Source organism: Hydrogenivirga okinawensis (genome assembly GCF_055385515.1).
The window spans coordinates 722502-741236 of sequence record NZ_AP042386.1 but is presented as its reverse complement, the minus strand read 5'-3'; the positions used below and the strand labels follow the sequence as shown (position 1 = coordinate 741236).

23 protein-coding genes and 1 tRNA gene are annotated in these 18735 nt (G+C 48.2%); 6 read left to right on the top strand and 18 right to left on the bottom strand.

Annotation, left to right across the window (positions count from 1 at the left end):
* Positions 1 to 23 precede the first annotated feature (23 nt).
* Positions 24 to 1739, top strand: coding sequence for a sensor domain-containing diguanylate cyclase (locus tag ACZ483_RS04310; protein ID WP_464324944.1), 1716 nt, complete (start codon positions 24 to 26; stop codon positions 1737 to 1739).
* Here ACZ483_RS04310 and hpt read toward each other — a convergent pair.
* Positions 1733 to 2272: a hypoxanthine phosphoribosyltransferase gene (gene hpt, locus ACZ483_RS04305; RefSeq protein ID WP_464324943.1), complete on the bottom strand. Its 540-nt coding sequence runs from the start codon at positions 2270 to 2272 to the stop codon at positions 1733 to 1735. The genes ACZ483_RS04310 and hpt overlap by 7 nt on opposite strands.
* The gene (rimI, locus tag ACZ483_RS04300) at positions 2193 to 2723 is read right to left on the bottom strand and encodes a ribosomal protein S18-alanine N-acetyltransferase (protein WP_464324942.1); all 531 of its coding nucleotides are present in this window, start codon (positions 2721 to 2723) and stop codon (positions 2193 to 2195) included. The genes hpt and rimI overlap by 80 nt, the downstream gene beginning before the upstream one ends.
* A 415-nt stretch (positions 2724 to 3138) precedes the next feature.
* On the opposite strand from rimI, the gene ACZ483_RS04295 reads away from it, so the two are divergent.
* A complete protein-coding gene (locus ACZ483_RS04295) occupies positions 3139 to 4428 on the top strand; it encodes an NfeD family protein (protein WP_464324941.1) in 1290 nt (429 codons plus the stop codon).
* On the opposite strand, the gene ACZ483_RS04290 is transcribed toward ACZ483_RS04295, so the two are convergent.
* The 10 genes from ACZ483_RS04290 to ACZ483_RS04245 form a co-directional block, all read right to left on the bottom strand.
* A complete protein-coding gene (locus tag ACZ483_RS04290; protein ID WP_464324940.1) occupies positions 4397 to 4666 on the bottom strand; it encodes an EscU/YscU/HrcU family type III secretion system export apparatus switch protein in 270 nt (89 codons plus the stop codon). The genes ACZ483_RS04295 and ACZ483_RS04290 overlap by 32 nt on opposite strands.
* Positions 4667 to 4668: 2 nt before the next feature.
* Positions 4669 to 6225, bottom strand: a complete 1557-nt coding sequence (fliK, locus tag ACZ483_RS04285; protein ID WP_464324939.1) for a flagellar hook-length control protein FliK — start codon at positions 6223 to 6225, stop codon at positions 4669 to 4671.
* Positions 6225 to 7100: an ROK family protein gene (locus ACZ483_RS04280; RefSeq protein WP_464324938.1), complete on the bottom strand. Its 876-nt coding sequence runs from the start codon at positions 7098 to 7100 to the stop codon at positions 6225 to 6227. The genes fliK and ACZ483_RS04280 overlap by 1 nt, the downstream gene beginning before the upstream one ends.
* Positions 7084 to 7530 carry a hypothetical protein gene (locus ACZ483_RS04275; protein ID WP_464324937.1) on the bottom strand — a complete coding sequence of 149 codons (447 nt, stop codon included), beginning with the start codon at positions 7528 to 7530 and terminating at the stop codon, positions 7084 to 7086. Before ACZ483_RS04275 ends, ACZ483_RS04280 begins: the two co-directional genes overlap by 17 nt.
* Positions 7521 to 8462, bottom strand: a complete 942-nt coding sequence (gene corA / locus ACZ483_RS04270; protein ID WP_464324936.1) for a magnesium/cobalt transporter CorA — start codon at positions 8460 to 8462, stop codon at positions 7521 to 7523. The genes ACZ483_RS04275 and corA overlap by 10 nt, the downstream gene beginning before the upstream one ends.
* A gap of 9 nt (positions 8463 to 8471) precedes the next feature.
* Positions 8472 to 8912 (bottom strand): DUF2267 domain-containing protein, encoded by a 441-nt coding sequence (locus ACZ483_RS04265; RefSeq protein WP_464324935.1) that lies wholly within the window; start codon positions 8910 to 8912, stop codon positions 8472 to 8474.
* A 43-nt stretch (positions 8913 to 8955) separates the two neighbouring features.
* Positions 8956 to 9933, bottom strand: a complete 978-nt coding sequence (mltG, locus tag ACZ483_RS04260; protein ID WP_464324934.1) for an endolytic transglycosylase MltG — start codon at positions 9931 to 9933, stop codon at positions 8956 to 8958.
* Positions 9930 to 10319 carry a Holliday junction resolvase RuvX gene (gene ruvX / locus ACZ483_RS04255; protein ID WP_464324933.1) on the bottom strand — a complete coding sequence of 130 codons (390 nt, stop codon included), beginning with the start codon at positions 10317 to 10319 and terminating at the stop codon, positions 9930 to 9932. The genes mltG and ruvX overlap by 4 nt, the downstream gene beginning before the upstream one ends.
* Positions 10316 to 10510: a YgaP family membrane protein gene (locus tag ACZ483_RS04250; protein WP_464324932.1), complete on the bottom strand. Its 195-nt coding sequence runs from the start codon at positions 10508 to 10510 to the stop codon at positions 10316 to 10318. Before ACZ483_RS04250 ends, ruvX begins: the two co-directional genes overlap by 4 nt.
* A gap of 36 nt (positions 10511 to 10546) precedes the next feature.
* A tRNA-Ser gene (locus ACZ483_RS04245) sits at positions 10547 to 10638 on the bottom strand.
* Between the two features lie 41 nt (positions 10639 to 10679).
* Between ACZ483_RS04245 and ACZ483_RS04240 the strand changes: the two genes are divergently transcribed.
* The 3 genes from ACZ483_RS04240 to ACZ483_RS04230 are packed head-to-tail and all read left to right on the top strand — an operon-like array spanning position 10680 to position 13392.
* Entirely contained in the window at positions 10680 to 11393 is a 714-nt protein-coding gene (locus tag ACZ483_RS04240; protein ID WP_464324931.1) for a ribonuclease H-like domain-containing protein, read from the top strand.
* Positions 11394 to 11410: 17 nt separating this feature from the next.
* The gene (locus ACZ483_RS04235; RefSeq protein WP_464324930.1) at positions 11411 to 12748 is read left to right on the top strand and encodes a TrkH family potassium uptake protein; all 1338 of its coding nucleotides are present in this window, start codon (positions 11411 to 11413) and stop codon (positions 12746 to 12748) included.
* A complete protein-coding gene (locus ACZ483_RS04230; protein WP_464324929.1) occupies positions 12745 to 13392 on the top strand; it encodes a potassium channel family protein in 648 nt (215 codons plus the stop codon). Before ACZ483_RS04235 ends, ACZ483_RS04230 begins: the two co-directional genes overlap by 4 nt.
* Positions 13393 to 13406: 14 nt before the next feature.
* Here ACZ483_RS04230 and ACZ483_RS04225 read toward each other — a convergent pair whose 3' ends face one another.
* From ACZ483_RS04225 to panB, 4 genes are read right to left on the bottom strand one after another with little or no spacing between them, the layout of a single operon-like run.
* On the bottom strand, positions 13407 to 13727 hold the full coding sequence (locus ACZ483_RS04225) for a tetratricopeptide repeat protein (RefSeq protein ID WP_464324928.1): 321 nt from the start codon (positions 13725 to 13727) through the stop codon (positions 13407 to 13409).
* Positions 13705 to 14451, bottom strand: a complete 747-nt coding sequence (locus tag ACZ483_RS04220) for a DUF3108 domain-containing protein (RefSeq protein ID WP_464324927.1) — start codon at positions 14449 to 14451, stop codon at positions 13705 to 13707. Before ACZ483_RS04220 ends, ACZ483_RS04225 begins: the two co-directional genes overlap by 23 nt.
* Positions 14448 to 16145: a GspE/PulE family protein gene (locus ACZ483_RS04215; RefSeq protein ID WP_464324926.1), complete on the bottom strand. Its 1698-nt coding sequence runs from the start codon at positions 16143 to 16145 to the stop codon at positions 14448 to 14450. Before ACZ483_RS04215 ends, ACZ483_RS04220 begins: the two co-directional genes overlap by 4 nt.
* Positions 16135 to 16938, bottom strand: a complete 804-nt coding sequence (gene panB, locus ACZ483_RS04210; RefSeq protein ID WP_464324925.1) for a 3-methyl-2-oxobutanoate hydroxymethyltransferase — start codon at positions 16936 to 16938, stop codon at positions 16135 to 16137. The genes ACZ483_RS04215 and panB overlap by 11 nt, the downstream gene beginning before the upstream one ends.
* A 377-nt stretch (positions 16939 to 17315) precedes the next feature.
* Here panB and ACZ483_RS04205 point away from each other — a divergent pair, with 377 nt between their 5' ends.
* Positions 17316 to 17753, top strand: coding sequence for a methylated-DNA--[protein]-cysteine S-methyltransferase (locus ACZ483_RS04205; RefSeq protein WP_464324924.1), 438 nt, complete (start codon positions 17316 to 17318; stop codon positions 17751 to 17753).
* On the opposite strand, the gene ACZ483_RS04200 is transcribed toward ACZ483_RS04205, so the two are convergent.
* Together ACZ483_RS04200 and ACZ483_RS04195 are read right to left on the bottom strand one after the other, a co-directional pair.
* Positions 17739 to 18047, bottom strand: a complete 309-nt coding sequence (locus ACZ483_RS04200; RefSeq protein WP_464324923.1) for a winged helix-turn-helix domain-containing protein — start codon at positions 18045 to 18047, stop codon at positions 17739 to 17741. The two genes, ACZ483_RS04205 and ACZ483_RS04200, sit on opposite strands and share 15 nt — an antisense overlap.
* Complete coding sequence (locus ACZ483_RS04195) at positions 18044 to 18730, bottom strand: YggS family pyridoxal phosphate-dependent enzyme (RefSeq protein WP_464324922.1); 687 nt, start codon at positions 18728 to 18730, stop codon at positions 18044 to 18046. The genes ACZ483_RS04200 and ACZ483_RS04195 overlap by 4 nt, the downstream gene beginning before the upstream one ends.
* Between the last annotated feature and the right edge of the window lie 5 nt (positions 18731 to 18735).

The following is an 18735-nucleotide window of genomic DNA, read 5'->3' as shown; positions in this document are numbered from 1 at the left end:
CCTCCGGGGCTTAAATTTAGGTAATGAGAGTTCATAACCTATTTTACAGGGAAGAGGGGGACATAAAGAGATTTGTCGAGGAAAGAGGAATAGAGGATTCCGATGGACTTCTTATACAGGTATTTACCGGAATAACCGACCCTAAGTTTATAAGAGGCATCCAGAGGGAACTGAGGGACATCTTTGAGAGGGCTGCCGTAATAGGAACTACGACTGGAGGTGAGATATACAACGGTCAGGTTACGGAAAGGTCGACGGTTCTGAGCTTCACTCTTTTTGAAAAGGCTAAGGTAAAGTGTACCTGTTCGGCATCGGAGGATTCATACCGGGCGGGAGAAGATATAGCCAAGTCTTTAAAAGATGGAAACCTAAAACTGATAATCCTCTTCGCTGACGGATTGTTTAGTAACGGAGATGCCCTGATAGATGCATTTAACGGGGAGCTATCGGAGGTTCCCGTTGCCGGAGGGCTTGCGGGGGACAACTTTACCTTTACCGGGACTTACGTCTTCACCGCCGACGAGCTATTACTTCAAGGAGGAGTTGGGGCAGCCGTATACACCGACGAACTCTACATTACAGGGCACTACAACCTTGCATGGATACCCATAGGTAAGGAGATGGAGGTTACAAAGGCGGAAGGAAACAGAATATACGAGATAGAGGGAAAGCCTGTTATCGATGTGTACAGGGAGTACTTGGGAAGCACGGCGGATGAACTCCTTCCTCACATAGCCATAGAGTTCCCGTTGGTGTTCGAGAGGGACGGAATACTCTTTGCGAGGGCATGTCTCGGTCCCGGAGACGATGGCTCGATGATCTACGAGGGTGCTATCCGCGAGGGAGAAAAGGTCAGGTTCAGTATATGGGATACGGGGGTTATGCTCGACTCTGTTGCGGAGAACCTGAGAAAGTTCAGGTGCCGTCCCTCCGAGGCTATCTTCGTTTACACCTGCCTGGGGAGGAAGTATCTTATGGGAAGCGAGGCGGAGATAGAGTCAAAGTATCTTCAGAATATAGCTCCTACCTCCGGCTTTCTGACTTACGGTGAGTTCTTCAGGCACGGAGGGAAGAACAGGTTCATGAACTACACGTTCACGGCAATTTCTCTTTCGGAAAGGAATGAAATAAGGGGAAACGTCGAAGAGGATCTTAGAGAAGAACCCGACAGGGAGATGATACGCTTTAGAGCTCTTGTTTCCCTTGTCAACTCTATAACCAAGGAGTTACAGGAGGCGAATGAAAAACTCGAAAAACTCGCGGAGAAGGATCCTCTCACGGGACTTTACAATAGAAGGAAGATGATGGAGATACTCAGGTCGGAGGTTTCCAAGGCCAACAGGTACGGGAGTACCTTCTGCCTTCTGATGATAGATATAGACAACTTCAAGCTCATAAATGACAGCTACGGACACGCCGAAGGAGATAGAGTTTTGAGCGAGATGGCAGATCTGATGAGGGAGCTTTTGAGGGAAACGGATACAGTGGCAAGGTGGGGAGGGGAAGAGTTCCTAATCTTACTGCCTAAGAGCGGAACGGGAAATGGGTCTAAGGTAGCGAGGAAGATAAAAGACGCAGTTAGGAATAGGTTCTCAAAGCAGTTTAAGGAAGGAGTAAGCGTGAGTATAGGCGTATCTTCTTTCAAGAAAGGGGAGGATATAGACGAGACAATAAAAAGAGCAGATTTTGCCATGTATACGGCTAAGAGAAGGGGTAAGAATCAGGTGGTAGCCTACTGATCCTCCACTGCGTATATACCAGGCAGGTTCCTTCCCATCTCACCCCAGTCGAGACCGTACCCCACTAAGAACTTATCGGGAACTTCAAAGCCCACGTAATCTACCGAGAAATCAACCTTCCTCCTCTCCTTCTTGTCCAAAAAGACACAGGTCTTTAACACCCGTGGTCCTTTCATCTTTAAGAATTCGTAGATCTCCTTCATCGTTATCCCTGTATCGAGTATGTCATCCACGAGGAGAACATTTCTACCCTCTATATCTGTGTCGAGATCCTTCACTATCTTTATAACGCCAGAGCTCTCCATGGACTGTCCGTAGCTCGACACCCAGAGAAAGTCCACCTCTAAGGGTAAATCTATCTCCCTTATCAGATCTGCGACGAACACGAAGGCTCCCTTCAGTAGACCGATAACCACGAAATCCTTGGTACCGGAGAAGTCCCTCTCTATCTCCTTACCTAACTCCCTTACCCTCCTCCTTATGTCGTCCTCCTTTATCAGAAGCGAGAGCCTCTTTCCCCTTATCTCCTTCATCTCCTTTTATTCTATCAAGCTCAAGCTCCATAAGGAGGGCACTCTCTCCGTCGGAGTAAAACTTTGGCCTCTCCTTTACAATCCTAAAACCGAGAGACCGGTAGAGCCTTATGGCAGGGAGGTTTGACTTCCTGACGTCGAGCTGGAGCACTTGAGCCTCACCCCTTAGCTTGGCTATTATCCTTTCGAGAAACTTTCTGCCGAGCCCTCTGTTGCGAAAGGCAGGATCTATGGCGAAGGTCATTAGGAAAGCCTCACCCTTTATCACCCAGAGAACAGCGTAGCCAAGGATGTCCTCGTTTTCTTCGAGAACGTACCTCTTGGAGTAGTTCAGTTTGAATTCACGTTCTATTGCGTCCTTGCTCCACGCGTCGGTAGTAAAGGATCTTCTGTTTATCTCATAAACTCTGTCTATATCTTCGGGGGTCATATCCCTAATGCAGAGATCCATGGGCTGGAAGTTTATTTTAATCCCTTTCTTTCCTTAGGGCATTGCAAGACAGGAAAGCCAGAGAAGTCCTTACGGTTGTGAGGGATGAGTCGCAATCCCTTTCTTTCCTTAGGGCATTGCAAGAGGTCGGATTAAAGTCCTTAATTTTCAAGGGGGACAGAGTGAGAATTGTTCTCAATTAGACTCGACGTCGGGATTTTGCAGAAATATCAATGAGTTTCTGATTTAGGCTGTCCCCCAAGAGTTTGAGCCAATTTTTGCCTATTCCCTTGCCAAGGAGCCGTGAGGGCTATCTCAACACTCCCCTACTTACACAAGAATTTAAGCAGATATACCGAAAATTTAAATATGATCTTCGTCATCTAAAAAATTTTAAAGCAGTATCAAGAGCTTATGATATGATAACTACACTGCCATGTTGGTAATTCTTCTGCTCCTGATCTTCTCATTCGGCTTTCCTCAGATATTCGTAGCCAAGTGGGATGGGGCTATAACTCCCATAACAGCCGACTACATAGAGAGGGCTATAGAGAAGGCGGAGAGGGAAGGCGGTAGAGTCTTCGTCCTTGAGCTAAACACCCCCGGAGGACTTGCCGAGTCTATGAGGAAGATAGTTCAGAGTTTTCATAAGACCGACCTCCCCGTGGTGGTTTACGTTTATCCCCCCGGAGGGAGGGCAGCCTCGGCAGGAGCGATAATTACGGTGGCGGCGGACATAGCCGCCATGGCACCCGGAACGAACATAGGCGCGGCACATCCTGTTCAGCTGGGAAGAACGGGCGAGAAGAAGGAGAAGGAAGGTAAGGATGTTATGGAGGAGAAGATCCTTCAGGATATGTTAGCTTTCGTGCGGAGCATAGCGAAGGAGAAAGGAAGGAACGTGAAGGTCATAGAGAGGATGGTAAAGGAGAGCTTAGCCCTCTCGGCGGAGGAGGCTAAGAGAGAGGGAGTGATCGATCTGATAGCGACGGATCTTCAGGATCTCATCAGGAAGATAGATGGGAAGAAAATAAAAAAGTTTGAAAGGGAGATTACCGTTGAAACGGAAGGACTCGCCGTAGTTTACGTAGAGGAAAATCTCAAGGAGGAGATCCTCAAGATACTGACGAACCCCACCGTAGCTTACCTCCTCCTTATGCTCGGCTTTTACGGACTCTTCTTCGAGCTATACAACCCGGGGGCGGTGGTGCCCGGTGTCGTCGGTGCGATATGTCTCCTTTTAGGTCTCTACGGGCTTTCCCTCATATCCATGAACTGGCTCGGTTTACTCCTCATATTCTTAGGAGTTCTACTCTTCGTCTTAGAGCTCATAACACCAACCTTTGGAGCTCTGGCGGTCGGAGGGATAATATCCTTGGCTTTAGGATCCCTTTTCCTAATAGATCCGGAGTCTCCTTACGGCGAGCTTCCCAAGTCGATAATAGTAAGCGTCGTTCTGGCGAGCGCCCTCTTCTTTATGATAGCCGGGAGGCTCGGACTTAAGGCTCAGAAGAGGAAGAAGCTAACTGGGGCCGAAGGGATGATCGGTGAGGAGGGAGAGGCTATAACTAACTTCAAGGGGGGAAGGGGAAAGGTTCTCGTCCACGGGGAGATTTGGGACGCCTTTAGTGAGGAGGAGATAAGGAAGGGGGAGAGAGTGGAGGTTATAGATGTGAAAGGATTGAGACTCAGGGTCAGGAAACTCTCTCACGAATCTCCTGAATGAAGACGAGAACCCTTGCGACCGCCTCGTAAAGAACGGGAGGTATCTCCTCGAAGACCTCTATCCTCAGAAGGGCTTCCACGAGGTTCTTATCCTCGATTACGGGAACGCCCTCCTTTCTGGCGAGCTCTATTATCTTTTCCGCAAGATCACCCTGTCCCTTGGCGACCACCACGGGAGCTCTGTCCCTTTCAGGATCGTACCTGAGCGCCGCTGCCTTTCTTTTCTTCTCTTCCGCCATGATTAGACCCTCAGATTAAAGGTCCCCTCCTCTCCGAAGAAGTTCCCCACCTCCGCCTCGAAATCCTCTTTAGATCGGGACAAGACTTCAAGCCTAACCACCTCAAGACCGAGCTCCTCAAGTTCCCTCTTCAAACTGTCCAAACCTCTCCTGATCATACCGGCGACCTCTTCCCTGTCGGTGCTAAAGAGTAGGCTTATTCTATCGGGATTCTCCTTTCTCGGAGACTCTATTATCGCTCCCAAGTAACCATCCCCGAGATCTATCCTCAAGAATATCCTGAAGGCGTCCCTGAGCGAAAAGCCAAGCAGTCCCCTCTCCTCCTCATCCCCGAAAGGGATCACGAAGTTCCTTCCCTCCATCGCTATCAGGAAGGACTGAAGATGAGCTATGAGCTCGAGTTTGGACAGGTTCTCGCTCAACCTCGGAGGTATCTCCGATAGCCTGCGACTCATATCCTTGATATTCTCCACCTCTTCGGAGAGTTTCCTGATCTCTTTGGAGAGTTCCTGAAGGTCGGACACTCCAGTTTTCGATGATATGGTCCTAACCGCACCCCTTATCAGGCTATCCAAGCTCTTCCTGAGGTTTTCCCCCCGGACCGGCAGATGCTCCGTATTCTTTATTTCTATCCCCAATAGCTTCAATCTCTGGACGAACTCTCCTGTCCTTCCTTCCTCTAAACCTCTGAGTGCTTCTCTGATTATGTCGAGGCTCTTGGGACTCGTCTCCATTCCCCTGAGAACCTCCTCCCTGACGGAGAGGGAAAAGCCGAGCTCTCTTAAGTTCTTCAGGAGGTTGTTGAGAAGGTTGGACGAGACCTCACGGATCACGTTCCTTAAGGTTTCTATCCTCGATTCCCTCTGAGTAAGCGCCTCCGAGAGCCTGCTTCTGAGCTCGAGAACGCCTAAGAAGAAGTCTGCCTTCCTACCCTCAGCGAGAAGGGAGAGAAGTCTCCCCACCTCTCCCCTAAGATCCTGCGGGAGTCTTGAGTTCTTGAGGATCCCCTCGAGTTCCGACACATCGGCTTCCATGAGCACATTCAGGACCTTAAACTTCTCGTCGGACTCCAATAAACTCCTTTCAAGGGAACCTTTCAGGAAGTCCCACACCTTCCTTTCATAGAAGATCCCCGAATTAAAGATGCCCACTCTCGGTTCTTCTCCTCTCATGAGTGAGATACCGGAGGATAGGAGTTTGTGGATAAGAGTCTCCACACCCCTCAGACCGGAGAAGGATCTCTCAACCCTGAGCGTGAGGGGATTCTTTGACTCGACTATAAGGGAGAGTTCCTCACCCTCTCTCACCGGCATGGAGAGCCTGTTCTGAGCCTCCACCTCATATCCGTTCTCTAACATCAGTAAGACCTTACCCTCCCTGAGTCCCCTAACACTCGCTCTGAGCCTCGTTCCCACGTCCCCGAGGGAGGCGAGGAGCGCCTCCGGAACCCTCGAGAGTATCCTTATCTCGTAAACCCTTGCGGTTTCGTAGGCTTCGTGGGCTCTGTTTCTTAGAATGGCGGTGTCTAAGAAGACCCCCTCTACCCTTCTGCCTTCCATCAAGTTCTAATATCGGTCGCTCGCTCCTTGATAAAAGCGAGAGCTCCCCTCGCTCCCATAAACTCCCCTGCGGAGGAGAACCTGAGTGTAAAGCAGGAGGCAGGAAGGGATTCGGAGAGGAACTTAACCCTATCCTCCATATCCTGAAGGAGCTCCTTCGAGGACTCCACGAGACCACCACCGAGGACTATCCTGTCTGGATTGAAGATGTGAACGAGGTTCATAAGACCGGTCGCAAGCGTATCCCTGAACCTTCCAAAGGCCTCCAGAGCCTTCCTGTTGCCCTCCTTAGCCTTTCTTACTATCTCGTAGTCCTTAAGGTTCTCATCCGTGAGTTCCCTATAGATCCTCTCGAGTCCGTAGGAGGAACAGTAAGCCTCCCAGCAACCTTTCCTCCCGCAGTGGCAGGGGTGTCCGTCCTTCACCACTATGTGGTGTCCTATCTCCATGGCGGACCCGCAAACTCCGAAGAAAGGCTTCCCCTCTATCACGAGCCCCCCTCCCAAGCCCGTACCTATCGCCACCAAGATGAGAACCTTCGAATCTCTGTTGTCGAAGTACCACTCTCCGAAGGCACCTACGGAGACGTCGTTACCCACAACCACGGGAAAGCCGGCGTCGCTGAGCAGGGAGGAGAAATCGACTCCGTTCAGGACAGGTATGTTCGGAGACTTGTAAACCTTTCCCTCTGTGGAGGTAAAGCCTGCGACCGCGACACCCACCCCCGTAGGATTCCCGTTCAGGATTATCTCTTTGATCCTTCTCAGAAAAAGTTCCTTATCCTCCTTAATGTCCTTTATGTAATGCTTCTCCTTCCTTCCGTCTTCCCAGAGAACCTTTACGAAGGACCCTCCTATATCAACTCCCTTCAGCATACTCCACCCCAACTATCCTGAACTCCTTCCCCTCCTCCTTCCCGTAAACCTTAACCCTCAGCCTTCCCTCCACCTTCACAGACAGTATCTTGAGTGAACCCTCCTCCTCGAAACTCTCCTCCACAGAGAGCTCGCCGGGAAGTCTCTTTGAGTTCTCCCTGCATCTCTGGAGTATTCCCTCCACATCCCCGAGGTCTTTAAGTAGTTTCCTATCCATGTATCCCGCAACCTCTAAAACCCTCTTCGCCTCACACCTATCGAAACCGAGCAGAAGAAGGTATACCGATCTCAGTATCTTCCTCTCGTCCGCTCTTTGGGAAGGTTCCTCGAGCTCTATCAGGATGATGACTATCAGTGGATAGATAAGGGCAAGGATCACGAAAGTTCCTATAATTACGTCCTCTACCTTCGGTTTTCCCTTCAAAGCCAACCCTTCCTCCTTACCCAGAGCAGTAGAGCGAGTGTTACTAAAACCATAAGGAGTAGGGAATAGGGATATCCGTATTTCCAAGCGAGCTCGGGCATATACTCGAAGTTCATACCGAAGATACTCGCTATCAGGGTGGCGGGCAGGAATATAGTTGCAAGGACGGTGAAGACCTTAACGGCTTCGTTCTGTCTTATCGTTATCAATCCTAGGAGGGAGTTCTGTATGCTGTCTATCTTCTCCATGTAAAAGGCTGTGTATTCGAGGAGTGTAGTGAGGTCATCTAAGAGAACCCTAACCTCCCTCTTGGTCTGGGCGTTTATGAGAGGGCTTTTGAGAAAGCGGGCGAGTATTCTTACCTTTTCGTTTATCGACTCCCTCAAAGTTATATTGAGCTCGTCGTAGTAGGCTATGTCCTTTATCATTTCCTCCGATTGCTCGACGAAGATCTCCTTCCAGACGTTCCTTATCCTCTTCCCCAAGATCTCGAGCCTGTCACCTATCCTGTCCACCTCTATGCTCAGTATCTCCGCAAAGAGGGATTCAGCGAACTGAATATAGGTCCTGTTCGTCTTCAGTCTGTTCAGAAAGATCATGAGCGAAGGTATATCCCTGTAACGGAGGGTGACGAAGTACCTCTCTCTTATGAAGAATACCACCGGTTCTACTACTATCTCCTCCTTCTGCTGTATCACGAAGGACATGGTGATGCTTATGGCGTCCCCCATCTCGGTGTACTTCGAGCTTATCTCTATGTCCCCCATCACCTCCTTGGAGGGGATCTCGAAGTTTACAGTATCCCTGAGCCAGGTTATCTCTTCCTCCGTAGGCTCTAAGACGTCTATCCAGAGGATACCTTTTTTGCGGGCTTTCTCAAACTCCTCCTGTTTCCACTCCGATATCTCCCTTCCCGAGATTACGTAGAGCTTTACCACACTTAAATTTTAGCACTGGGTCTCCCAGAGCTCCCTTATCTCCTCGGGAAGCTCCCTTATCACATCTTCTACCTCTCCCCACGTAACGTGCCTCTTGATAGCTCTGAAAACAGCTCTCGTAAACCGCTCAGCCTCCTGGAGATCCTTAATATCAGCTCCCTTTACGAGTCCCGGATCCTCCATAACCCTCCTGAGGAAGTCCTCCTTCTTTTTTATGGTCTTGTCGGGACCTCTGGTAGGATCCCAAGCCTCGCACCAGACCGCCTTAAAGACCATAGGTAGTTGAGCCGCGAAGTCCTTTCCCTCCCTCGGATCGAGCCTGTCCCTGAGGGCGTGGAGGACCGCTTTGGTAATCCTGTAAGCCCTGCGTTCATCATCGATTCCCAGCTCCTTCATAACGTCGTGCAAGAACTCGTGACCTTTGTGGACCCACTCTTCAAAGAGAGCCATCTCTCCACCTCCTCCTGATTTTTGGTTTCTATACAGTAATAATTTATTTCCTTTGCCTGCGAAGTCTTGCCACGTTTCTCCTATGCTGAGAATAGGTGGTGCTGAAGAGGTGCCTCCTCTTTTTGGGATCAACGACAAAGTAGAGGTAGTTCACCTTAGCTGGATTGAGGGCTGCCTTGAGGGATGAAAGTCCTGGATTACATATGGGTGTCGGCGGAAGACCGAAGTAGAGGTACGTATTGTAAGGATCATCTATTTTAAGGTGCTCTTTTCTCAGATCTCCCTCCCACATACCCTTCCTCTTAAGGGCGTATATGACTGTAGGATCTATCTGGAGCTTCATTCTCTTCCTGAGCCTGTTGTATATGACTGCAGCTATGAGTGGTTTCTCGTCCTCCCAGAAGGTCTCCTTCTCTACCATCGAAGCGACGGTGACCCACTCCTCTATGGTCAGTCCCTTCTCCACCACTTTGGGTCTGAGCTCTGCGGTCTTCTTCAGGAAGTTCCTGTACATTGTATCTATAACCTTGATAGGATGGGTATTTTTGGAGAAGAAGTAGGTATCGGGGAAGAGAAAGCCCTCCATCGTCGGGCTTGAGAGTCCATAACCCCTCGTAACTTTATCGGAGGTGGCGTATCTTATGAAGTCCTCGCCTTTGCAAACACCCTCCTTCTCCAGAATTTTCGCTATGTCGTATATATCGCTCCCCTCAACGACCACTACCCTATGGAGCTTGTGGATCCCCTTCGAGAGCTTCTCATAAACGTCGAAGGGTGTAACGTAACCCTTAAACTCGTACTCCCCGGCTTCGAGCTTTTTCTTTTTCAGAGCGTGGATTATGGCGAAGGAGAGCCGGCTCCTTATCAACCCCTCCCTATGGAGCAGGTTCATGATTTCTAAGGTGGAAGTTCCGTAAGGTATCTCGATAGTTTTCTCTTCCATGTAAACGGGAAGGAAGGAATAGGTAAGGTAGAGAAGACTCAGGAAGAAGATCAAGGAAAGGAGAAGGAGTTTCTTCATAGGCTATCCAGGAACTCCTCAAGGATTATCTGTGCCGAGAGGGCGTCTATCTCCTCCTTGGAGGCCTTTCCTCCAACCCTCCTCATAGCCTCCTGAGTTGTGTACCTCTCGTCCCATAGGACTATCTCCATATCAGGCAGTTTCTTACTCAAGTCTTCGATGAACTTACGGACCTCCGAAGCCCTTTGCCCTTCCCTTCCAGAGGGTGTGAGAGGGAGGCCCACCACAACGATACTAACGCCACTTTCCCTAACTAACTCCGCTATCCTGTCTACCAATCTCCTGTTGTTTTTTAAAGTCCCCTTTGGAACTGCTATCTTTAACTCCGTATCGCCTACGGCAAGCCCTACTCTCTTAGCCCCGTAATCTATGGATAGAACTTTCAAGCTTCCTTAAGGGTCTTAAAACCTACCACCTTGTAGAGGGGACAGAACCCCACCACCGAGGTGATTATGAAAATGATACCGACTATCCCAAGAATCCACCAGGTCCCTCCGTTAGTATAGGCAAGGTATAGAAACACGATGGCGAGAACTATCCTAACTATTCTGTCCCAAGAAGCCATATTCTTCTCCATGGCTCATCCCTCCTTCTTTATCTGATTATAGCTCAGTGGCGGAAGGGGAGGGATTCGAACCCTCGGTACCCGAAAACGGGTACACGGCGTTTCCAGCGCCGCGCCTTCGACCGCTCGGCCACCCTTCCTGCTCAGGAATATTAATTATAATCTTTTGAGGGGGAGAGTTGTGGAGACACTCATATTCGATATAGAGACCGTTCCCATAGACGAGGATTCTCTTAGCAAGGAGGAGCTCGAGTATTTATTCAGGAGAGCGGAAGACGAAGAGAAGGAGAACAGGATCAGGGAGATGATGGGGCTCTGGTCCTTCACCGCCCACATTGTCAGCCTCGGACTTATGCTACATGAGAGGAAAAGGGCTATGGTTCTGTACGTGAGTGATGGAGACGACTTTTCCGAGGAGTGTATAGAAGGTTTCAGTGTCAAGTTTCAGTCCTTTTCCCTCGATAGGGGTATAGAGGAGGCTGAGAGGAGTATACTCGAAAGGTTCTGGGAGGTTCTATCGAGCCCCAGCGTAGGTCCTCTCGTGAGCTTCAACGGCAGGAGCTTTGACGCCCCCTTCCTTATGTTAAAGAGCTTTATCTTGGGAGTAAAGGCTACGCGCAATCTGATGGGAAACAGATACGACTACAGGAACCACATCGATATCCTCGAGCTCATATCCTTCCACGGTGTTGGGAGGCTCTACTCCCTCGACTTTATATGCCGGAGGCTCGGAATAGACACACCGAAGTTAAAAATGAAGGCTGACGAGGTTAAGGACAGATTTAGGGAGGGGAGGTATAAGGATATAGCACTGTACAACTTCCACGATCTGCTCGCCACGGGAAGGATTTACGAAAGGTTGAAGGATACCCTCGGAGAGGTTTTGGGTCTGTAGGGATTATAATTCTTTGGGTGAGAAGCCCCAAGATAAGCCCATCCAAAGCTATCCTGCTCTCCTACATGTTCCTTATAGCCGTTGGCACGTTACTTTTTATAGCACTTCCAACTACCAGGGAGGATATTACTCCGATAGATGCCCTTTTTACGGTAACCTCTGCGGTCACGGTCACCGGTCTTACTGTTCTGGACACAGGAAAAGACCTGACAGTCTTAGGTCAGATCCTCGTGCTCATGCTAATCCAGATAGGTGGGCTTGGCTACATGACCCTGACCACCTTCTTCTTGATAGCTCTCAGGAGAAAGATAGGTTTAAAAGACAGGCTGATCTTAGCGGAATCCCTCAACTATCCGGGACTGTACGGACTCGTTAGGTTTCTGAGAAGGGTGATGCTCTTTGTTTTTTTGGTAGAGCTTGCTGGATTCTCCCTTCTCCTTCTGCGTTGGTCAGACTTCTACGACTTTAAGGAAGCTACCTATCTTTCCCTCTTTCACGCAGTCTCCGCTTTCAACAACGCCGGCTTTTCCCTATTTTCGGATAGTCTGAGCAGGTTTAGGGGGGATATATACACGAACCTCGTAATGATCCTTCTGATTATCCTCGGAGGAATCGGCTTCTTCGTTATAAACGACATATTCCTCTTTCTTACAGGAAGGGTGAAAAAGCTCTCGACCCATACCAAGATAGCCTTATTCACTTCTTTAGTTCTCATCTTAGGTGGATGGATCGGTCTTCTGCTCACAGAAGCCTTTCACTACAAGGGTGCGTGGTCTCTGCCTTGGGAAGAGAGGGTTTTATCGACGTTGTTTCTGAGTGTCTCCTCGAGAACGGCGGGCTTCAATACTGTAGATCTCCTTTCCCTTTCGGAATCTTCCCAGTTTTTACTTATCATGCTGATGTTCGTGGGAGCTTCACCTGGTGGGACGGGAGGAGGGATAAAGACGGTAACCTTTGCTGTCGTTATGCTTTCGGTATTATCCTACGTAAGAAGTAAAAAGGAAGTGGTGTTGTTCGAGAGACAGATAGCCGGTCATCAGATACACAAAGCTATGGTCATAATCACGTTGTCCTTCACATACATAACCTTTGTAAACCTGATAATAGACAGGATAGAGGAAAAGGACTTTCTACAAACCTTTTTTGAAGTCGTATCCGCCTTCTCCACAACGGGACTCTCACTCAGCTCAGCAGAAGGATTAAGTTTCTCTGCCGAGTTCTCAACCTTAAGCAAACTCCTTATAATCCTATCGATGATAGCTGGGAGGGTTGGTATACTTAGCTTTGCGGTTGCCATGGTGGGAGAGGAAAAGGAACCGAGAATAAGACATCCAGAGGCGAGGTTGTTAATTTGAGCAGAGTCTTTGGAATTATAGGCTTAGGGAGGTTTGGCTTCCACGTTGCCAAAACTCTGGCGGAGGGTGGTGCCGAGGTAATAGCTATAGATAAGGATGAGGAGAAGGTTAGGCAGATAAGTGAGCTGGTTACCCATGCTTACATAGCCGACGCTTTAGACGAAAGGGCTCTTGAGGAGTCCGGTATCTTCACCGCAGATACGGTGATTCTTAGCATAGGTGCCAACATAGAAGCGAGCATACTGGTGACCGTAATACTCCTGAACAGGGGCATTAAGGATATAGTTGCAAAGGCTATAAACCCACTGCACGGTGAGGTTCTAAGAAGACTTGGCGTAAATAGGATAGTTTATCCCGAGATGGAGATAGCGGTAAAGCTCGCCAAGTCCCTCCTAATAGCTGGCGTGGTGGAAGAGATACCCTTCGCACCTGGTTACAGTATCTTTGAACTAAAGGCTCCCTCGGGTATGATCGGTAGGACTCTAAGGGAGCTCGATCTTAGGAAGAGATACGGCATAACGGTTCTTGCAATAAAGAGAGGGGATGAGGTTCTCGTAAACCCCTCGGCAGAGGACAGGGTAGAAGAGGGGGATGTTCTGCTCATCCTAGGTAGTGAGGAAAGCATAGCGAGTATTTCGGGATAGCTCGAGAGTTGCGTTTAAAACTCCAAAGTCCGGAGATCCTCTATCCACTGTCTGTACTCCTCCGCCATAGAGGGGTGGTTGAACTTAAGAGCCTTCTCTATGCCCTCTTCAAGAACCTCGATGGCGCGTTTAACGTCGCCTATCTCCTCGTAGCATTTGGCAAGTATCCTGTAAGCGGCACCTTCGTCCTCGTGAATTCTTATATACTCTTCAAGATGCTTTATAGCGTTTTCGTAGCCCCTCACCTTGTAATACTCCTGTCCGAGGGAGTAGTGAACCATAGGATTGTCGGGAGCCTTTTCAAGCAGCTGCCTAAAGTACTCGAGCCTGTTCATCCCTTACCTCCTTCAGAAGCCTCTTATCGCCCCTTACCTTTTCGAGGTATATATTCGCACTTCCTACGGTGAACCTGATCTTCAGCATAACGGGGATGTTTGTCTCCTTATCCACCCAGACATACCACTTACCCTTAGGTTTCAGGACTCCTTTAGTTTCCACCTCCGGAATTATCTCCACTTTCCAGGTATCGTAGTGCATGCTCCCAACCTTAACTCTCTCTTCACCTACCGTTCTGTAACGGACGTTTTGAACCTTTTCGTCGTAGAACATTTGGAGAACGGTCTCCTTAAAGTTGGGTGTATCTATGTATATGAGTAGAGAGGCTGAAAAAGGATCGAACAGATAAACGGTACTCCTGTAAAATCCTTCCTTTATCCTATCACCATCGGGCTTGTACCTTACTATCCTGTACTCTATTCCCTTCTCCTTAAATACATAGATATGGTCTCTTATAAAACTTCCTTCCCTCTGATAAAGGGAGAAGGTTTCGGGTTTTAAATTAACAAGCCTCGACTCTCCCCAGCTGTTTACAGGTTTCACAAACTTACCGACCGATATGGTTTTAGCCCAGGACTTGAGAATAAACCTTTTACCCTCCTTGCTATAAAGAACACAGCTCTCAGCCACAGGGAGGAACCAGAAGTAAACCTTGTAGCAGGTCTCGAGCTCTGAAGAGAAAGTCATAAGAGGAAAGAAAAGAATCAGAAAAAGTTTCCTCATTGCATTAAGACTCTGTTTATCTCTTCAAGAGAAGTAATACCTTTTTTAACCTTTATTAGACCTGACTGATACAGCGTTCTCATACCCTTCTGCTTTGCAAGATCCCTTATATCGTCCGCTGTTCCTCCCTTGATTATAAGCTTCCTTAAATCGTCGTCTATCTCCATTATTTCATGAACCGCAGTTCTACCTTTGTAGCCCGTGTAGTTGCACACTTCGCAACCTTTTTCGCTCGCCCTGTAGATAACTATATCCTCGTCTGGAGACTTTATAAGTCCCATTCTGAGCAGTGCCTCCTTAGGTATATCATGGGGTTTCTTACAGTTAGGGCACAGCTTTCTTATAAGCCTCTGGGCTACCACCAGGATTAGGGAGGAGCCTACAAGGAAAGGTTCTATCCCCATATCCGTCAATCTCGTTATGGTTGTCGGGGCATCGTTGGTGTGCAGGGTCGAGAACACGAGGTGTCCGGTGAGAGACGCTCTTATAGCTATGTCACCGGTTTCATAATCTCTTATCTCACCCACAAGAATTATATCCGGATCCTGTCTCAGGAAGGCCCTCAACACGTTGGAGAAGGTAAGCCCTATCCTCTCGTTCACCTGAACCTGGTTTATCCCGGGTATTGCCACTTCAACAGGATCTTCGGCGGTCATAATGTTTACGTCGGGGTGGTTTCTTTCCATAAGTGCGGAATATAGGGTTGTTGTCTTACCGGATCCCGTGGGTCCAGTCACAAGTATCATTCCCCAGGGTTTCCAGATAGCCCTTCTGAACTTTTCAAGGTCGTCAGGCTCAAACCCGAGATCTTCGAGCTTCACGTTTAAGTACTTTTCCGCCTCCTGAATTCTCATAACCACTTTTTCCCCGTAAACCGTGGGAACGGTGGACACCCTGAGGTCTATCTTCCTATTTTCAATCTTTATCCTTATCCTCCCGTCCTGAGGCTTTCTCTTCTCAGCTATATCCAGATTTGCCATGATCTTATATCTCGCCACGAGGCTATCCTTCACGTTCAGGGGAAGCTGATGGTATATTCTTAGAACCCCGTCCACCCTGTATCTTACAATCACCTTCTTCTCAAAGGGCTCTACGTGAATATCGGAAGCTCCCATGCTGACAGCTTCGTAAATCAATCCGTTAGCGAGCTTTACAATCGGAGCTTCCTCAGTAGCATGAATAAGCTCCTCTATCGGCGTATCTTCCTCTCCCTTTTCTATCTCCACCTCCGTGCCTTCTATCTGGCTAAGCACGTCACCAAGCTTCGGAAACTGCTTATCGAGAATCTTTTCTATAGTAGAGAGGGGGGCTACGTAGGGTACTATGCTGTTCGCCTTCGTATAGAACCTGAGCTCGTTCAGCACGGCTTGATTGAGGGGATTCAACATCAGGACATGAAGCTTCCCTTTTTCGTACTTTATCGGGACGACCTTGTACTTTCTCATAAATTCCTGAGGTATGGAGTTAAGTATATGTGAAGGGATATTAAGCTCGTTTATATCCCCTTTCCATATCTTCTGGGGAAGGATGTTCTGAAAGAAGTTCATTATGTCCTTCTCGGTCAGTATGTTTAACCTGAGAAGTGTTTGGAATATATCTTCATCCTCCTTCTTCTCCTTAAGGACTCTCTTCATGTCCCCGTTTTTAAGGAATCCAGCCTTCACAAGCAGATTTAGGATTTTTTCATGCTCCATAGCTCTCCTCTTCTGAGGGGAAGTCTCCCCTCTCTACATCTATTTTAAATTTGCTGAGCGCTTCCTTAAACAACTTAGCTCCCTCGAGATACCTTCTGACGAACTTCGGCTTAATGTCCTCGTATAGTCCGACGATATCATGAAAGACAAGAACCTGCCCATCGCAGTACTTCCCCGCACCTATTCCTATCGTAATTGCATCGGAAGATTCGGTTAGCTCTTTAGCCAGCTTCCACGGCACGCTTTCCAATACTATCATGAAAGCCCCTGCGTTCTCTAAAGCCTTGAAATCCCTTCTTAGCTTCTCCGCCTCCTCCTCTTCCCTGCCGACCACCTTGGGTCCCCCAAAACTATGAACAGACTGAGGAGTAAAGCCCAGATGACCCACAACCGGGACGCCTATGCTGTTCAGTTTGTAAACGATCTCGGCAATCTCCTCGCCTCCTTCTATCTTTACCGCCTGAGCGCCCGTTTCCTTCATCACCCTTCCACAGTTTCTGACGGCATCCTCCACAGATACCTGATAGCTCAGAAAGGGCATATCGACGATAAGAAATAGGTTTGGAGCTCCCCTCCTGACCGCCTTGGCGTGGTAAATCATCTCCTCTAAGGTAACCGGAAGTGTAGAGTCAAGCCCTTGAAATACCATGCCCAAGGAATCTCCCACGAGAACGGAGTCTATTCCCACTTCCTCACAGAACTTCGCACTTAGGTAATCGTAAGTCGAGACCACAGTTATTTTTTCCCCTCTATCCCTTTTACTCCGGAGTGATCTCGTGGTAACCTTCCCCATCGAACTTATTTTAAGTTAAGCCCTTTTCTGTAAAAAATCTTTACAAGAATACAGGCGACTATCCTCCTTTGGAGGCTACCTCGGGCTATGCAAAAGTTTAGTATTCTGCAAAGCCAGGGAGTGGTGGTGAGCGATAAGTGGTTGGGTGCGAAGGAGTTTGAAAGTTATTACAGGGCAAGGTGGAATATAGAGCACTGAGATAAGGACTATGAAGGTAATGGGGTTTGGGTTTCTTGAGCTGTTGATATACCGAGGTTTGAGACCCTCTCTTTTTCCTGATGATAGGCAGGCTCTGTTTACGCTCAGAGACTTGATAAGAAGTTGCTCATGTCCAACAGAACTTTAGTATATTCAATCTCGAATTGATGATCCGTTGTGTGAAAATTACCGAAAGCTTGAGCTTAAGAGCGTATACAAAAGGCGGGCTTTTTCTTAAAACTGAGTTGACTAAGAAGAATTGCAGAAGTGATCATCCTGTTCTTGCAGAAATATTACGTCCTTACCTCGAGGGGAGAGGAGATGTGGATATAGAGTTGGATAGACTGGATCTTTCTGATTATTCGAAAGATGTTATAGAGGTTTATAGAACTTTAAGGAAATTTGTTCCTCCAGGGAAAGTGATATCGTATAAAGAACTTGGTAATCTTACGGGGAAACATCCCAGATTCATAGGTTACGCGATGAGAATCAATCGTTTTCCTGTACTTATACCTTGCCATAGAGTTGTATCGAAGCGTGGTGTTGGAGGCTTTTCTTACGGGCAGGATATGAAAAAAAAGCTCCTCGCTTTCGAAAAGAAACTATTCGGAAGATAACTTTTCTGCACACTTTTTCAGTTCCTCGTAGATTTTTTCATATTCCTTTATAAGCTTTAAGCCCTCTTTTGTGAGCTTAGCTCCTTTTCTCCTCCTCCTCTCTAAGATTTTCTTGCCAAGCCTTTCCTCTATAGACTTTATCTGGCTGTGTGCCCTTTTGTAAGTCAGTCCGAGGTTTTTGGCAGCACCCATTATGGAACCGACTTTCTCTATCTCTTTTAGAAGCCGGTACTTCCCTTCGCTGATTATCGGCTCTCCCTCTATCTCAAGCCAGACCTTGAACCTTACCCTCAATATCTTCTCTCTCCGAAAAGAAGCGTCCCAACCCTAACTATGGTAGCTCCCTCCTCTATAGCCACCTCGAAGTCGTGGGACATGCCCATGGAGAGGTGAGGTAGCCTTATTCCAAACTCTCTTTCCATATCCTCTTTGAGTCTTCTGAGCTTGGAGAAGTAAGGTCTTACCTCTTCGGGATCTTCTAAATAGGGAGGTATGGTCATAAGCCCTTTCACCTTAAGATTCTTCTTTTCAAGAGCATACTCTAACAGTTCCTTCAAATATTCCGGAGCTACCCCTCCCTTTGTCTCCTCACCTCCGAGATTTACCTCTATCAAGACGTCCTGAACGAGACCGGCTTTTTCAGCTCTCTTCTGGATCTCGTCTGCAAGGGAGATCCTGTCTAAGGAGTGAATGAGGGAGACTTTACCCATCAGGTACTTAACCTTGTTGGTCTGGAGCCTTCCTATGAAATGCCAGTCGATCGGTAGATCCCTTAGAGCCTCATACTTCCTTAGGAACTCCTGAACCCTGTTCTCACCAAAGGTCCTAAGCCCGCACTGGAAAAACTTTTTTATAACTTCTGAAGGAACGGTCTTGGAGGCACCGAGGAGTGTTACCTCCTCCCTCTTCCTTCCTGCCCTTTCGCAGGCTCTCTCTATCCTCTCCTCTACCTGACTTAGCCTATCGCAGTGGCTCATGGTAT

Bases quoted from the DNA above. Each gene is read 5' to 3' on its own strand.
- ACZ483_RS04310 (WP_464324944.1), top strand. From the start codon at position 24: ATGAGAGTTCATAACCTATTTTACAGGGAAGAGGGGGACATAAAGAGA.
- mltG (WP_464324934.1), bottom strand. From the start codon at position 9,933: ATGAAGAAACTCCTTCTCCTTTCCTTGATCTTCTTCCTGAGTCTTCTC.
- ACZ483_RS04195 (WP_464324922.1), bottom strand. From the start codon at position 18,730: ATGAGCCACTGCGATAGGCTAAGTCAGGTAGAGGAGAGGATAGAGAGA.
- panB (WP_464324925.1), bottom strand. From the start codon at position 16,938: ATGGGGAAGGTTACCACGAGATCACTCCGGAGTAAAAGGGATAGAGGG.
- ACZ483_RS04295 (WP_464324941.1), top strand. From the start codon at position 3,139: ATGTTGGTAATTCTTCTGCTCCTGATCTTCTCATTCGGCTTTCCTCAG.
- fliK (WP_464324939.1), bottom strand. From the start codon at position 6,225: ATGGAAGGCAGAAGGGTAGAGGGGGTCTTCTTAGACACCGCCATTCTA.
- rimI (WP_464324942.1), bottom strand. From the start codon at position 2,723: ATGGATCTCTGCATTAGGGATATGACCCCCGAAGATATAGACAGAGTT.
- hpt (WP_464324943.1), bottom strand. From the start codon at position 2,272: ATGAAGGAGATAAGGGGAAAGAGGCTCTCGCTTCTGATAAAGGAGGAC.
- ACZ483_RS04290 (WP_464324940.1), bottom strand. From the start codon at position 4,666: ATGGCGGAAGAGAAGAAAAGAAAGGCAGCGGCGCTCAGGTACGATCCT.
- ACZ483_RS04215 (WP_464324926.1), bottom strand. From the start codon at position 16,145: ATGGAGCATGAAAAAATCCTAAATCTGCTTGTGAAGGCTGGATTCCTT.
- ACZ483_RS04265 (WP_464324935.1), bottom strand. From the start codon at position 8,912: ATGGCTCTCTTTGAAGAGTGGGTCCACAAAGGTCACGAGTTCTTGCAC.
- ACZ483_RS04250 (WP_464324932.1), bottom strand. From the start codon at position 10,510: ATGGAGAAGAATATGGCTTCTTGGGACAGAATAGTTAGGATAGTTCTC.
- ACZ483_RS04225 (WP_464324928.1), bottom strand. From the start codon at position 13,727: ATGAACAGGCTCGAGTACTTTAGGCAGCTGCTTGAAAAGGCTCCCGAC.
- ACZ483_RS04220 (WP_464324927.1), bottom strand. From the start codon at position 14,451: ATGAGGAAACTTTTTCTGATTCTTTTCTTTCCTCTTATGACTTTCTCT.
- ACZ483_RS04280 (WP_464324938.1), bottom strand. From the start codon at position 7,100: ATGCTGAAGGGAGTTGATATAGGAGGGTCCTTCGTAAAGGTTCTCTGG.